This is a genomic window from Lysinibacillus sp. NPDC093692 (assembly GCF_050280125.1).
Classification (GTDB): domain Bacteria; phylum Bacillota; class Bacilli; order Bacillales_A; family Planococcaceae; genus Lysinibacillus.
This window is the reverse complement of sequence record NZ_JBNNUW010000003.1, coordinates 94,010-108,583: the sequence shown is the minus strand read 5'-3', so window position 1 is coordinate 108,583 and position 14,574 is coordinate 94,010. Positions and strand designations below refer to the sequence as shown.

Below are 14,574 nucleotides of genomic sequence, written 5' to 3'. Positions count from 1 at the left end.
ATTTATGAAACTCCTAATGCTTTAAAAATAGCATCAAATGAGTCTGGATCTGGTAATAAGAAGAAATGACCTCTTACTGTTTCCTGGTCCTCTACACCGTCTTCAAAAATGGATGTGTTTATGACGATCACATTATCGCTAACGTGTGATAATTCAATCAAGCCAATACTAATAATGGCACCAAACATGTCAACACTTAGTCCTGGTACAGTTGGATAAATTTTCAAACTCGTAAAGTCAGACAATGCCGATAAATAAGAGCCGGATAAAATATTACCCATTTCCTGCATAGCGGATAACCCCAACTCTGAAACAGGTCGTTTTTTAAAGTCGAATGATTCATCAAATATGAGACGACGGATAAAACGATTTGCTTGTTCAATTGGCAGGATAAAAAACATACTACCTTCAGCATCACCTTCAATGCGTAAATAGATTCCTACTACGACATTTTCAGATCCTCCTGCAAGCTCCATCATGTCATTAAAGGACACCATTTCAACCTTTGGTACTCGCATATCAATTTTTTTACCAAGCAAATTGGAAAGTGCTGTCGCAGCATGCGCAGCACCTATATTACCAATTTCCTTTAATACATCTAAATGTAGTGATGTAATCTTTTGATTATATGTCATTATCGATCCCTACTTTAGTGGATTTAATACTTTCTCTAAATGCAATAAAATTAATAATCGTTTATCTATTTTGGCTACTCCTGAAATAAACTCTTCTTCCAGTGAACCTACTACTTCAGGCTGTGGTTCAATCGAGTCAGCTGGGATGTCTAACACATCATTTGCAGAGTCAACGACGAAACCTACTTCCATATCTTCTAATGAAATAATGATGATGCGTGTTGTTTCTTCATGCTCAGAGATCGGTAATTCAAATCGTTCACGTAAATCAACAATTGGCGTTACGACACCGCGTAGGTTAATAACACCTTTTACGTATTTTTCCGTTTTCGGTACACGTGTAATATGCATTAGTTTTTCAATCCCTTGTACATGTGACACTGGAATCGCATATTCTTTATCTGCTAGTTGAAAAACAATTACTTTAATACTTTCTTGTTCCACTGCGTTTGTCATTGTTTACACCTCTCTTATTCATTCACCTTATTTAATAAGTGCGTTACAATCCACGATTAAGGCAACTTTCCCGTTACCTAAAATTGTTGCACCTGAAATTGCAAAGATATTCGTTAAGTAATTTCCTAATGATTTCAGCACAATTTCTTGTTGGCCAATGAATGAATCCACAACTAAACCAGCAAGTTTCTCACCTTTTCGAACGATGACCACTGAATGGAATTCGTCACCCTGTGGTTCTTTGCGAGGTACCTCAAAGATTTCTTCTAAAAATACTAGTGGTACTACTTTGCCACGGAAATCGATTACTTTTTGATTATGTGCATTCATAATTTCTGACGAACGGATAATTGAAGTTTCAATAATTGATGAAAGTGGAATTGCATAAATTTCTTTTTCGATTTCTACTAACATGACAGAAATAATTGATAATGTCAGAGGTAATTGAATCGAGAATACTGAGCCTACATCTTGTGTAGATTCAATTGAAATATTTCCACCCAATGATTCGATTGTTGTTTTAACAACATCTAATCCAACACCTCGACCTGATACGTCAGAAATAACATCTGCTGTTGAAAACCCTGAAGCCAAAATAAGCTCATTAATTTGCTTATCTGACATCGAATATGATTGTTCTTGTGTAACGATACCTTTAGAAATGGCTTTCGCTAGTACTTTTTCACGGTTAATACCTGCTCCATCATCTTCAATTTCAATGAAGACATAGTTACCACTATGATAAGCACGCAATACAACTGTTCCTTCTTCTGGCTTACCTTTCGCAAGGCGAGTCGTAGGATTTTCAATACCGTGGTCAACAGAGTTACGAATTAAATGAACAAGTGGATCCCCAATTTCATCGATTACTGTACGATCTAGTTCTGTTTCAGCACCAATAATTTCGAGGTTAATTTTCTTGTTTAGATCACGAGATAACTGACGAATCATTTTCGGGAAGCGATTGAATACTGTTTCAACCGGAACCATACGCATCGTTAAAATAATCGTTTGTAAATCACCCATGACGCGGCTCATGCGCTCTACTGTTTCATTTAACTCTCCATGGTTAACCTCAGTTGCAATAGACTGTAGTCGTCCTCGATCGATTACAAGCTCTTCAAATAGATTCATTAATATATCAAGTCGATCGATATTCACACGAATTGTTTTATTACCAACAGGCGCATGGCTTTTATCCGCCTTAGCAGGAGCCGCTGCTGTTGCAGGTTTAGGTGCTGCATTATTTTTTTCTGGATCCGTAGCAGGTTTAGCCTCTACTTCTACCGTTGCTGCTACTTCTTGAATGGCTTGTCCTTTTTCACTATGTTGCTTTGGCTCTATAGCGGCGACAATCACTTCATCAACTTCTGAAACTTTCATAATCTTTTTCTGCATATCTTCAGCAGATTCTTTTGTTACAAAAGCTACGTAAAATTGTTGATCGAACTGTTCGTCTTCAAGCTTTTCAACAGATGGACTTGATTTAATAACTTCCCCATCTTTTTCTAAAATCTCAAACACCATAAATACTCGTGCTGCTTTTAAAAGACAGTCCTCACGTAATTTCACTGAAATTTCAAATGCATTGAAACCTTGCTCAGCAGATTGTGAAATAACTGTTTGCTCAAAGCCGTCATACTCTAATGTACTTGCTACAGCTGTAGTTGGTGTCTCAGTAGTTCCTACCACTTCAGGAATCGCTTCTTCACCTAATTCAATACGCTTTAATTGAGCAACAGTTGAAGATACATCACGTTTTCCATCTCCGCCATTCGCAATGTCCATCACCATTTCTTCTAGATGGTCTACAGACTCAAAAACAACATCTAAAATTTCAGGAGATACATGGATTTTTTCGTTTCGGATCGCGTCCAACACATTTTCCATTTTATGAGTTAAATCCGCTAAATCTTCAAAGCCCATTGTCGCAGACATACCTTTTAATGTATGCGCAGAGCGGAAAATTTCTCCGACAATCGCCAAATCATCTGGATTTTTTTCTAGTTCTAATAAATGTTCACTACATGCTTGTAAATGGTCTTTACTTTCTTCAATAAACATCTCTAAATATTGATTGACTTCCATAAGAGGACACCCCTTTAAGGCAAATATTTCATTATTGTTTGTGCAATATCATCTACATCTGCTACTTCATCGACAAGCTGCGTTTCCACTGCCGCTTTCGGCATACCATACACAATGCAAGTTTCTGCTGACTCAGCGATTGCCATCACATTTCCAGTACTTTTTAGTACTTTTAGTCCGTTAGACCCATCATGGCCCATGCCCGTCATAATAACAGCCACTTTATCAAAATCTTTAAATTGGCTCACGTCTTCAAACATCACATCTACTGAAGGTCGATGTCCAGATCTAGGTGGTTCATCATTATCAAGGACTATACCAAAAGAAGTACCTATTTTTCTAAGTTTTAAATGATACCCACCAGGGGCAATATACGCTACTCCATTTTGCAGAATATCACCTTGCTCAGCTTCTTTTACGGTAATTTCACTCAATTGATCCAGACGATTAGCAAGAGATTTTGTAAATCCTGCAGGCATATGCTGGACAATTAAAATGGGAGCTTGAATTGATTTTGGGATTTTGGTAATTACTTCTTGTAAAGCTCTAGGCCCGCCTGTGGAGGTACCTATCAGTACAATTTTCCGACCTACTTTACTCCATTCTACAGGTGACTTTGATAGTTCTGCCCTTGTCGGAAAAACATTGACAGAAGGAGTCACCCTGTCTTCACTAAGTGAATTTCTTCTAATGATACTCGCTTGTAATGGCTGTTCTTGTTGTCTTTTAGTACTAGAAGGTTTCTTTAATTTTGAAATAGGTACCAATGATGCTTGTTCAACCTTGTGGACAAGTTCAGTTTGGATTTTATGTAAATCAAGAGAAATTGATCCGCTCGGCTTTGCGACAAAATCTACTGCCCCAAATTCAATTGCTGATAAGGCATTTTCTGCTCCTCGTTGAGTTGTACTAGAGAGCATAACAACAGGTACTGGACATACAGTCATAATTTCTTTTAAAGCATCAAGCCCATTCATTTCAGGCATCTCAATATCCATCGTCACAACTGTTGGCTGCAATGTTTGAATCTTTTTTACCGCATCTTTCCCATTTCGTGCTGTTCCAACTACTTCAACCTTCGAGTTGCCAACAAAAAAGTCACTAATTAGCTTTCTCATAAAAGCAGAATCATCAACAACTAATAGCTTGCTTTTATGTAAAAAGTCCAATTAATCACGTCCTTTCGAAAAAATATTTCTTAATTTTGTTAAAAATTTACCTGCTGACTGATCATGTGCATGAACTTCTTCCACACGGTGTTCCATAAAACGCGCCACTATAAGTTGAAGTGTCTTTGTAATAAGTGCGTCTGGATAGGCAAGTGAAAAAGGCACCTGCTCACGCACAGCCTTACGCACAGCAGAATCTTCAGGTAATGAGCCTAGTATCGTAACCTCTTTGTCCAAAAACCGTTTCATCGTAAGCTTTAGTCGCTCATTGGTTTCCAGTCCTTCTTCTTTACTATAAGCTCGGTTACAGAGTACATAAAATTGCTTGTCCGCATCTCGCATATGAATATATTTCATCATTGAATAAGCGTCTGTTATCGATGTTGGCTCTGCCGTAGATAAAACAATAATTTCATCTATAGACGTTAATAAATCTAATGACCAATTAGTAGCTCCTGCTCCCATATCGAACAAAATGTAATCAAAGGTTTGTTGGAGTTGCTCAAATGCGTGAACGAGTCGTTCAAACATTGCCTCTGACCATTCTAAGACGCCCGACATACCAGACCCACCTGAAATATACCTTAAATTGTAAGGACCTTCAAATATTACATCATCCAGTAACTCATTTCCTTCCAAGTAATCTTTTAAACTATAAGAAACATTTTTTCCAATTAAAATATTGATATTGCCCATACCAATATCCATATCAACGATGACAACTTTTTTCCCTTTATTGGCCAATGTAATGGCAAAATTCGTCGTGAAGTTACTTTTACCAACCCCACCTTTGCCGCTTACAACCGCAATTGCCCTACCTAATTCACCCTGCTGTTTCAACATTTTCAAGCGTAATGTTTCAGCTTGGTCTCTCATTTTTCTTCACCTTGAAAAAATAAATTTAGTACTGCTTCTAGATCAGCTTCTTCAATATCTTCTGGTACTTCTTGACCATTCGTATAGTAAGCAAGTCCCTTATTATATTTAATCATTAAATTAATCATTGTGCCAATAGAATTTGTTTCATCAATCTTTGTAAAAATGAATTTTTCAATTGGTAATTGCTTAAATTGCTCGATAATGTTTGCCATGTCCTTTTCTTTTGTTGTCATTGCAAGTACTAAGAAGGACTCTGCTTGATCATCAAATTTTATAAGACGCTGTAAATCGTCTACATATTTTACCTCTTTATAATTGCGGCCTGCCGTATCTATAAACACTATATCTAAATGGGCCAATCGGTGGATTGCTTGTTCAAAATCTGTTGCATTATAAGCAATTTCAACAGGAGCCTGTAACAGTCCAGCATACGTTTTTAGTTGCTCAATTGCGGCAATACGGTAAGTATCTGTCGTGATAAATCCTACTTTTTTCTTTTTTTCTAAAACTGCTCTAGCAGCCATTTTAGCAATTGTCGTAGTCTTGCCGACACCTGTTGGTCCTAACACATTAATATATTTTTTTTCATAGGATATACCTCCAACTGGTAGATCCTCTAACTCTTTGCGCAATAAGCTTTTCGTAATCATCTTACATTGAGAAAAATTGATGTCTGACGCTTCTTTGACATGCGTAAAAAGCTCATCACCAATCGTTGTGATGAGCTCCTCACTTAGCTCTTGCTGTCTTAAGTATTCAATGAAGGATAAGAGTTCATCTGGATATTGATCTTGGATAGTCTTCTTATGCATCGAATGCATTAAAGATTTTAAATCTGCAATTTCCTTCCTCAAATCTTCAGAAATGCTGGCTTCCCCATGTAAGGGCGCATCATTCTGCGGCTGTACTTGGTGTATTTTAGCTTGAACAGCGTTCGTAATCTCTTGTAACCTTGCACTTTCATGTTTAGTTGTTGATGTAGGTAAAGCTACAGGTGCTGGAGCCATATTACTTGGCTCCATTGAATCAATACCTGCAACAACTTCAAAGCTCTTCTTTTTAATGATTCCAAAAAACTTTTTTGTAACGACTACTTTTGAGTTCAAAATGACAGCGTCCTCACCTAATTCAGCACGCACAAGCTTCATCGCTTCTGGTATGGAGGATGCATAATATTTTTTCATTTTCATTCAACATTCACCACCCCAACACTTTGAATTTCAACCGTAGCATCAAGTTCGTTGTAAGATAGAACTGGAATTTGCGGGAAATAGCGCTCCGTAAGTTGACGTAAATACATACGAACTGCTGGAGAGCATAAAATAATAGCAGATTGTTCCATAAAGGAAACGCGTTCCACTTCTGCAGCAATGGTCTCTAAAATCGTTTGAGAATCTTGTGGATCCATCGCTAAATAATTTCCATGATCCGTTTGTTGAATACTATCAGCAATTAATTTTTCTACTTTACCGGAAACAGTAATAACTTTTAATGACGAGCTGTCCCCTACGTATTGAGAAGTAATTTGACGCGCCAATGCTTGACGTACATACTCAGTTAATATATCGGTATCACTCGTTAATTTTGCATAGTCTGCTAGAGTCTCAAAAATAATTGGTAAGTTTCGCACTGACACATTTTCTCGTAGAAGTTTACCTAGTACCTTTTGAATTTCTCCAGTCGATAATGGAGCAGGTGTTAACTCTTCAACTAAAATTGGATGCGTTTCACGTAAATGATCGATTAACTGCTTCGTCTCTTGACGACCGAGTAATTCATAAGCATTTGCACGAATCATTTCCGTTAAGTGAGTCGACACAACACTCGGTGGGTCAACAACTGTGTAGCCAAACATTTCGGCATCCTCTTTCACTTGCTCCGTAATCCATTTTGCAGGTAGGCCAAATGACGGTTCAACCGTGTCAATTCCTTCGATAGAATCATCATCTCCTGGACTCATTGCTAAATAATGATCAAGCAGAAGTTCACCACGTGCCATTTCATTACCCTTTATTTTAATTCGATATTCATTTGGTTGTAATTGAATATTATCGCGAATACGGACAACTGGAATGACAATCCCTAATTCTAATGCTAACTGTCGACGTATCATTATAACTCGATCTAATAAATCGCCGCCTTGTGCAGCATCTACTAACGGTATTAAACCATAGCCAAACTCAAACTCGATTGGGTCCACATTTAATAAATTCACAACGTTTTCAGGGCTCTTCATGCCGTCTGTTGCCACTTCTTCCTCAATTTCAAGTAATTCTTCTTCATCCTCTGGTTTTTTATGATCCATCATATAAGCACCAGCAATTAGTGAACCTCCAATTGGAATTGTTATCCAAAGTGGAATAGGTGTGAAAAATCCTAGTAAAAGTATTGTTCCACCCGCTACATAAAGCAGTTTTGCTTGGGCAAATAACTGTCCTGTAATATCTTCACCAAGACTTCCTTTAGAAGATGCACGCGTTACGACAATCCCTGTCGCTGTAGAAATCAGTAGCGCAGGAATTTGTGAGACAATACCATCTCCCACTGTTAACTTAGAAAAATGATTTGCTGCATCTGCAAATGGAAGCCCCATCTGCACAACACCGATGATGATACCAAATAATAAGTTGATAATAACCATGACCATTGAGGCAATGGCATCCCCTTTTACGAACTTTGTGGCACCATCCATCGCTCCGTAGAAGTCCGCTTCACCCGCTACTTTCTCGCGTCGTTCACGTGCTTCCCGCTCAGAAATAACTCCTGCATTTAAGTCAGCATCAATACTCATTTGTTTACCTGGCATCGCATCAAGTGTGAAACGTGCTGCTACTTCTGCTACACGCTCCGCTCCTTTTGTAATAACGATAAACTGAATTAACACAAGAATTAAGAATACAACTAAACCAACTAGCACATTACCGCCGACTACAAAGTCCCCAAACGTTTCTACAACAGAACCAGCATCACCTTTTGCTAAGATGGCACGTGTTGTAGAAACACTCAGTCCGAGTCGGAACAAAGTTAACAATAAAATAACTGAAGGAAAAATAGAAAAGTCTAGTGCTTCCTTCATACTCATTGCTGTTAAAAGTACTATTAATCCTAATGTAATATTAATGACGATTAAGAAACTTAACATCCACGGAGGAAGAGGGATGATGAGCATCGCAACGATTAAAATAACCGCACCTAATACCCCTATATCGCGAACTTTCATTTGTGTCCCTCCTACTAAAAGCTTTAAATTTTCCGCTTAATTCGATAAACATAAGCAAGCACTTCTGCTATTGCTTTGAAAAACTCTTCTGGTACTTGATCGCCAATTTCTACTTGATCATACATTGCCCGTGCTAATGGTCTATTTTCAACCATAACTACATCATGTTCTTTCGCAATCAGTTTAATTTTTTGAGCGATAAAGTCCGTACCCTTTGCAACGATGCGTGGGGCATCCATACTTTCATCATCATATTTGATGGCAATCGCATAGTGAGTTGGGTTTGTTATGACAACATCGGCGTTTGGAACCTCTGACATCATTCGACGCATCGCCATTTCGCGTTGGCGTTGTTTAATTTTCGATTTTATCAGCGGATCGCCCTCACTATTTTTATATTCATCTTTAATGTCTTGTTTAGACATTTTAAGATTTTTTTCGTAATCATGTTTTTGATACATCCAGTCTAAAAGGGATACACATAGTAAGACGAGCGAAGCAGCAATCCCCATGATACCAACAAGCTTACCCACTGTAATAAGAGTCATCCATGGGCTTTTAAAGGATAACGCCAAAACTTCCGGCAAATTCGTCCAAACGATAATTGTCGTAACGCCACCAATAAAGCCAATCTTTAATACTGACTTGAGAAGCTCTATAATGGCTTTTACAGAAAATATTTTTTTCAACCCTTTGATTGGGTCCATTTTTTTCAAATCAAACTTCATCGGCTCTAATGTAAATAGGAAACCGAACTGTAGGAAGTTACCTGCTAATGCTCCAACAAATGCAATTCCCATTATTGGGACAATAATAAAAGCCATTTGCACTAATGTTTCTGTAAATAAGCTCATCACACTATCAATTGTTAGTGTTTCTACGCGTATGTTATGAATAAAAGTTTGCCTGAAAAAAGCTAAAAGATCGTCTCGCAGTGAACCTGCAAAGAAGAATAAAAAGATAAATACCATGAGCATGACAATTGCACTGGAAATATCCTGACTTTTAACAACCTGACCTTTTTTTCGAGCATCTTGTCGTTTTTTAGGTGTCGCCTTTTCCGTTTTTTCTCCCGCAAAATACTGTAAATCTAAATCCAGCAGTAGCCTCATTTTACCCACCACCTAAAATAGCCATTACATCACGCATAGCATAAATCATAATGGTAATAAGCTTTTGAATAACTTGAATCATTACAGCCATCATTGTAAATAATACTAGAAAACTAACACCTATTTTAATAGGAAAACCGACAACAAAAATATTTAATTGTGGTACAGTTTTCGCTGTGATCCCTAGCGCCAAGTCGACTAAAAATAAAGTTGCTACAACAGGAGCAGCCATTTGAAAGGCAATCGCAAAAACAGCTGTAAATGTTGTGATGATAAACTCTATATAACCCTCATTTGCGAAATTAGGAAATCCTTGATCCATCGGTAAAAATTGATAACTATAATAAATTCCATCGAGAATCATATGATGTCCATTGATAGCTAGTAGGAAAAGTAATGCTAGCGTATTAAAAAATTGTCCGATCAATGGACTTTGTGCACCTGTTTGCGGGTCGATAATATTGGCAATGGCAAAACCCATTTGAAAATCTATAAAGCTTCCGGCAATTTGAATTGCCGACATGATGATATAGCCTACTAAACCGAGCAACAGTCCAATGAGCGCTTCTTTCATCACTAAAAGTATGTAATCACCATTAAATACAAATGGTTCGACGTCAATTGTGTAATACATCATCCAAGCTAAAACTAATGCGAGAGTTATTTTAACTTGTGGCGGAATCGTTCTGTACGAGAAAAAGGGCACCGTGACAAAAAATGCCGATACGCGCACAAGTACTAATAAGAAAACCGTAAAATGCGGGATTAATTCATTCATCTTCTCACCCTATATAACGCGTTAAATTCTCAAAAATGTCTCTCGCATAGCTAGTCACTTGTGATAACATCCAAGGACCGAAAAATACGATGGCTGCAAATACAGCGATGATTTTTGGAACGAATGCTAAAGTTTGCTCTTGAATCGATGTTGTTGCCTGAAAAATACTTACCGCTAAACCAGTGATTAAAGCAACTAATAGTAGCGGACCGCTTGTTAGAAGGATAATCATAATGGCACGCTCTGCAATTGAAATAACCAATTCACCTGTCATACTGTATCATCCCCTAAAAACTTTCTAGTAATGATTTCATCACAAGATACCAACCATCCACGAGTACAAATAATAAAATCTTAAACGGCAATGAAATCATAACCGGTGGTAACATCATCATCCCCATCGACATTAGCGTACTTGCGACAATCATATCGATTACTAGGAATGGAATAAAAATCATAAAGCCGATTTGAAACGCTGTTTTAATCTCACTCAATGCAAAAGCAGGTACTAGCATTGTAAGAGGAATTTCTTCTACAGATGCTGGCTTTTCTGCCTTATTATACTTTAAAAATAAATCAAGATCCTTTTGCCTTGTATGCTTACTCATAAACTCTTTAAAAGGCTCACTGGCACGATCATACGCTTCTTCAATGCCAATTTCCTCAGAAAACAATGGCTGTAATGCCTCTTTGTTGACCTCTTGAAATGTTGGGGCCATGATAAAGAAAGTTAAAAATAAAGCAAGACCTACAATGACCTGGTTTGGTGGCATTTGCTGTGTCGCCAATGCAGTACGCGTAAACGATAACACAATAACAATTCGTGTAAACGATGTCATCAAAATTAAAATACTCGGTGCCAGTGAAAGAACTGTTAACAGTAATAGAAGCTTCACAGAGCTGGAGACATTTGTCGGGTCGCTGTTGGAAAAAATACTGATTACATCATTCATTTATCATCATTCTCCTTTTGCTTCCATTTCTCCAGTTCTTCATTGCGCTCCTGTTTAATTTCGGAAATCTTTTTTTCGAACAGCTCACCAAAAGAGGTTTGTTTTTGCTGTACGGATGAACTCTCATTATTTTTTCTCTTAAACTTAGATAATACTTCTGCAATATACGGTGATGTTGCTGCAAGTTCTTGTCGTTCATTATATAGTGCTAAAAGTGTTGCAACTTCATCGGGATCAGTAATTTCACGTAATAGCTGGACATCCTCACCGATCCCAACTAAATAAAGTGTTTTACCTACTTGTAATAGTTGTACTGACTTTTGGGCACCTAGTGATAAACCGCCTAAATTTTGTACTAATTGATTACGTTGAAAGTTTAAATTTCTTTTATTTAAAAACTTCATTAATCCATAAAATAAAGCTACAACAAAAATAAGCGCCAAAACCATTTTTATGTATTCCCACGCAGATAAGCCTCCAGCCGCTGGTATATCTGAATCTTTCTTAGCAGCTGGAGTACTATCTTCTTTACAATCTCCTTTAATGCAGTCACTCACAAAATTCGTGTCAGATTCTGCATATACAGAAGTCGTTGTAGGGTACAAAAACAGGAAGGATACAAGAAATGCGAAAATCATCGTTAGACGAAATGATTTTAACATTTGCATTCAATCATCCTAGAGCTTTTTGAATCGCTTCAATTACACGATCAGCTTGGAAAGGTTTCACAATAAAGTCTTTCGCACCTGCTTGAATTGCATCGATTACCATTGCTTGTTGTCCCATTGCTGAACACATAATGACAGTTGCATTTGGATGTGAACCCTTAATTGCTTTAAGAGCTGCAATACCGTCCATCTCTGGCATTGTAATATCCATTGTTACTAAATCTGGCTTTAATTCGTTGTACTTTTCAACAGCCTGTAAACCATCAGCTGCCTCCCCAACAACTTCAAATCCATTCTTCGATAAAATATCCTTGATCATCATGCGCATGAATGCAGCATCGTCTACAATCAAAATTCTTTTAGACATGGTTAACTCCTCCAATTGAAACTATCTTAAATTATTCAAACGCTCTGCTTGACTTAAAACATCTGTAATACGGACACCGAAGTTTTCATCAATAACAACGACTTCACCTTTAGCTATTAAACGGCTATTAACTAAAATATCAACTGGTTCACCAGCTAATTTATCTAGTTCAATAATCGAACCACTAGATAGTTCTAATATCTCTTTTACAGAACGCTTTGTACGTCCTAACTCTACAGTAACTTGCAATGGAATATCAAGTAGCATATTTAAATTTCTAGCTTCAGATTGCGAGATAACGTTCGGATCAAAACTAGCAAACTGTGCTTGTTGAACATTGACCGGTTGAACAGGTCTTGTTGCTTGCGGAATCGGCTGTTGCTCTTGATACATTGGTTGCTGCACCGGCGCTGGCTGCTGTTGATATACTGGCTGCGCAGGTGGCGGTGTTACAGGTGCTTGTGGTTGCATAGGCGCTTGTTGTTGGACAGGCGACGGTGCTACTGGCGCTTCAGGTACTAGTGTTGCAGCCACAGGTTCCTCGATTGATTCTGTTTCTCCTAATAAAGATTTGACAATGTTTTGACTAAATTTCAGCGGTAATAATTGCATGATATTCGAATCAATTAAATTACCAATTCTCAATCTGAACGATACTTTTACGAGTAAATCATCTTCAGGAATATTTTCTCGTCCTTCATTTTGAGAAATATTCATTAAATCGATAGTGGGTGGAGAAATATCCACTTTTTTATTAAATACTGTCGACATTGAAGTAGCCGCAGAACCCATCATTTGATTCATAGCTTCTTGCACGGCACTTAGCTGAATCTCACCTAAATCTGGTTTCGGATTTAAGCCATCTCCACCTAACATTAAATCAGCAATTATCGCTGCATCAGATTGCTTAATAACGAGTAAATTCATACCTGTTAATCCGATTGTATATTCAACCTGTACGGCTACATAAGGATGAGGAAATTCCTCTTCTAATTTATTTCGGTTAATCATTGAAATACTTGGGGTAGTAATATCTACCTTTTGCCCTAATAACGCTGAAAGCGCTGTGGCAGAGCTTCCAAAAGATATATTTCCTACTTCACCTAACGCATCTTGGGCAAACGAATCGAGGTAATCCTCTACTCTTAAATCATTCATATCCTCACTTGTAGAAGCTTCAGTGCCGCTGTTTTTATCTTCCAACGTTTCGCCCCTTAATAACGCTTCAATTTCTTCTTGGGAGAGCATTTCATCACTCATCTTCGTCTCCTCCTTTCAAAGGGTCGATAATCTGGATTGCTAATTTTTTACCTTGTTTTCCTGGTTGAACCGTAAATTTCGGTAATGTTCCTACCTTTAATAGTAGTGGATCTTCAATTTTTTGTTCTAATTGAATGACATCCCCAATCTGCATAGTGAGGAAATCCTCAATGGTAATGTCGGTAATACCTAGTTCAACAGAAACCGGTAGTTGTGCTTGTTTCACGCTTGTTTCAAGCATCTTTGTTTGCTCTGGAGACATTTCTTTTGTATTTGCCTGCATCCAGTAGCGAACAGAAAGATTTGGAACAATAGGCTCCAATACAACATGCGGAATACAAATATTGATCATACCGCTTGTCTCACCGATTATCGTATTTAAGGAAATAACGACAACCGTTTCATTTGGCGAAATCATTTGTAAAAATTGAGGGTTGACCTCAAGCTCCACTAAAATCGGATCAATTTCCGCAACATTTTCCCATGCCTCGCGTAAATTGTCGAATGAGCGTTCAAAAAGGTTTGTCATAATTTTAGTTTCAATTTCTGTTAAGTTATCCACATTACTATGACTCGCCCCACTACCGCCCATTAAACGATCTAACATAGAGTAGGCAATGTTTGGGTTTATTTCCATTAAGATATTACCATCTAATGGCGGCACTTCAAACACATTAATGAGTGTCATATTCGGAATCGAACGTACAAACTCTTCAAATGGTATTTGGTCCACTGATGCAACAGTAATCTGCACATAGCTTCTCAGCTGTGCAGAAAAGAAAGTTGTCAGTAATCGTGCAAAATTTTCATGTATTCGGGTCAAACTTCGGATTTGATCTTTTGAGAAACGTAGTGCACGTTTAAAGTCATACACTTTAACCTTACGCACCTCGTCCTCTTTTTTTATATCATCAGCTGACATTTCCCCGGTTGATATTGCGGAAAGCAGCGCATCTATCTCTGATTGAGATAATACATCTCCTGCCATT

The 14,574-nt window shown here is 37.8% G+C and carries 15 protein-coding genes; all 15 read right to left on the bottom strand.

Annotated features, from left to right (window positions below):
* Positions 1–2: 2 nt before the first annotated feature.
* The 15 genes from ACQKN4_RS04855 to fliM are packed head-to-tail and all read right to left on the bottom strand — an operon-like array spanning position 3 to position 14,573.
* A complete protein-coding gene (locus tag ACQKN4_RS04855) occupies positions 3–635 on the bottom strand; it encodes a chemotaxis protein CheC (protein WP_079560481.1) in 633 nt (210 codons plus the stop codon).
* 9 nt (positions 636–644) lie between these two features.
* Positions 645–1,091, bottom strand: coding sequence for a chemotaxis protein CheW (locus ACQKN4_RS04850; RefSeq protein ID WP_079560480.1), 447 nt, complete (start codon positions 1,089–1,091; stop codon positions 645–647).
* 27 nt (positions 1,092–1,118) lie between these two features.
* Positions 1,119–3,179: a chemotaxis protein CheW gene (locus tag ACQKN4_RS04845; protein ID WP_427482581.1), complete on the bottom strand. Its 2,061-nt coding sequence runs from the start codon at positions 3,177–3,179 to the stop codon at positions 1,119–1,121.
* A gap of 14 nt (positions 3,180–3,193) precedes the next feature.
* Positions 3,194–4,348, bottom strand: a complete 1,155-nt coding sequence (locus tag ACQKN4_RS04840) for a protein-glutamate methylesterase/protein-glutamine glutaminase (RefSeq protein WP_427482580.1) — start codon at positions 4,346–4,348, stop codon at positions 3,194–3,196.
* The gene (locus ACQKN4_RS04835; protein WP_427482578.1) at positions 4,349–5,224 is read right to left on the bottom strand and encodes a MinD/ParA family protein; all 876 of its coding nucleotides are present in this window, start codon (positions 5,222–5,224) and stop codon (positions 4,349–4,351) included.
* The gene (flhF, locus tag ACQKN4_RS04830) at positions 5,221–6,417 is read right to left on the bottom strand and encodes a flagellar biosynthesis protein FlhF (RefSeq protein WP_427482576.1); all 1,197 of its coding nucleotides are present in this window, start codon (positions 6,415–6,417) and stop codon (positions 5,221–5,223) included. Before flhF ends, ACQKN4_RS04835 begins: the two co-directional genes overlap by 4 nt.
* Positions 6,414–8,447 (bottom strand): flagellar biosynthesis protein FlhA, encoded by a 2,034-nt coding sequence (flhA, locus tag ACQKN4_RS04825; RefSeq protein ID WP_079560475.1) that lies wholly within the window; start codon positions 8,445–8,447, stop codon positions 6,414–6,416. Before flhA ends, flhF begins: the two co-directional genes overlap by 4 nt.
* Positions 8,448–8,470: 23 nt before the next feature.
* Positions 8,471–9,559, bottom strand: coding sequence for a flagellar biosynthesis protein FlhB (gene flhB, locus ACQKN4_RS04820; RefSeq protein WP_079560474.1), 1,089 nt, complete (start codon positions 9,557–9,559; stop codon positions 8,471–8,473).
* Position 9,560: 1 nt separating this feature from the next.
* Positions 9,561–10,337, bottom strand: a complete 777-nt coding sequence (gene fliR, locus ACQKN4_RS04815; protein ID WP_079560473.1) for a flagellar biosynthetic protein FliR — start codon at positions 10,335–10,337, stop codon at positions 9,561–9,563.
* A gap of 4 nt (positions 10,338–10,341) precedes the next feature.
* Entirely contained in the window at positions 10,342–10,611 is a 270-nt protein-coding gene (gene fliQ / locus ACQKN4_RS04810) for a flagellar biosynthesis protein FliQ (protein WP_079560472.1), read from the bottom strand.
* A 13-nt stretch (positions 10,612–10,624) separates the two neighbouring features.
* Positions 10,625–11,290: a flagellar type III secretion system pore protein FliP gene (gene fliP / locus ACQKN4_RS04805; RefSeq protein ID WP_079560471.1), complete on the bottom strand. Its 666-nt coding sequence runs from the start codon at positions 11,288–11,290 to the stop codon at positions 10,625–10,627.
* Positions 11,287–11,952, bottom strand: a complete 666-nt coding sequence (locus ACQKN4_RS04800; RefSeq protein ID WP_240518224.1) for a flagellar biosynthetic protein FliO — start codon at positions 11,950–11,952, stop codon at positions 11,287–11,289. Before ACQKN4_RS04800 ends, fliP begins: the two co-directional genes overlap by 4 nt.
* A 10-nt stretch (positions 11,953–11,962) precedes the next feature.
* Complete coding sequence (locus tag ACQKN4_RS04795) at positions 11,963–12,325, bottom strand: response regulator (RefSeq protein ID WP_079560469.1); 363 nt, start codon at positions 12,323–12,325, stop codon at positions 11,963–11,965.
* A 21-nt stretch (positions 12,326–12,346) separates the two neighbouring features.
* Positions 12,347–13,585, bottom strand: coding sequence for a flagellar motor switch phosphatase FliY (fliY, locus tag ACQKN4_RS04790; RefSeq protein ID WP_079560468.1), 1,239 nt, complete (start codon positions 13,583–13,585; stop codon positions 12,347–12,349).
* Positions 13,578–14,573 carry a flagellar motor switch protein FliM gene (gene fliM, locus ACQKN4_RS04785; RefSeq protein WP_079560467.1) on the bottom strand — a complete coding sequence of 332 codons (996 nt, stop codon included), beginning with the start codon at positions 14,571–14,573 and terminating at the stop codon, positions 13,578–13,580. The genes fliY and fliM overlap by 8 nt, the downstream gene beginning before the upstream one ends.
* Position 14,574: the final 1 nt, after the last annotated feature.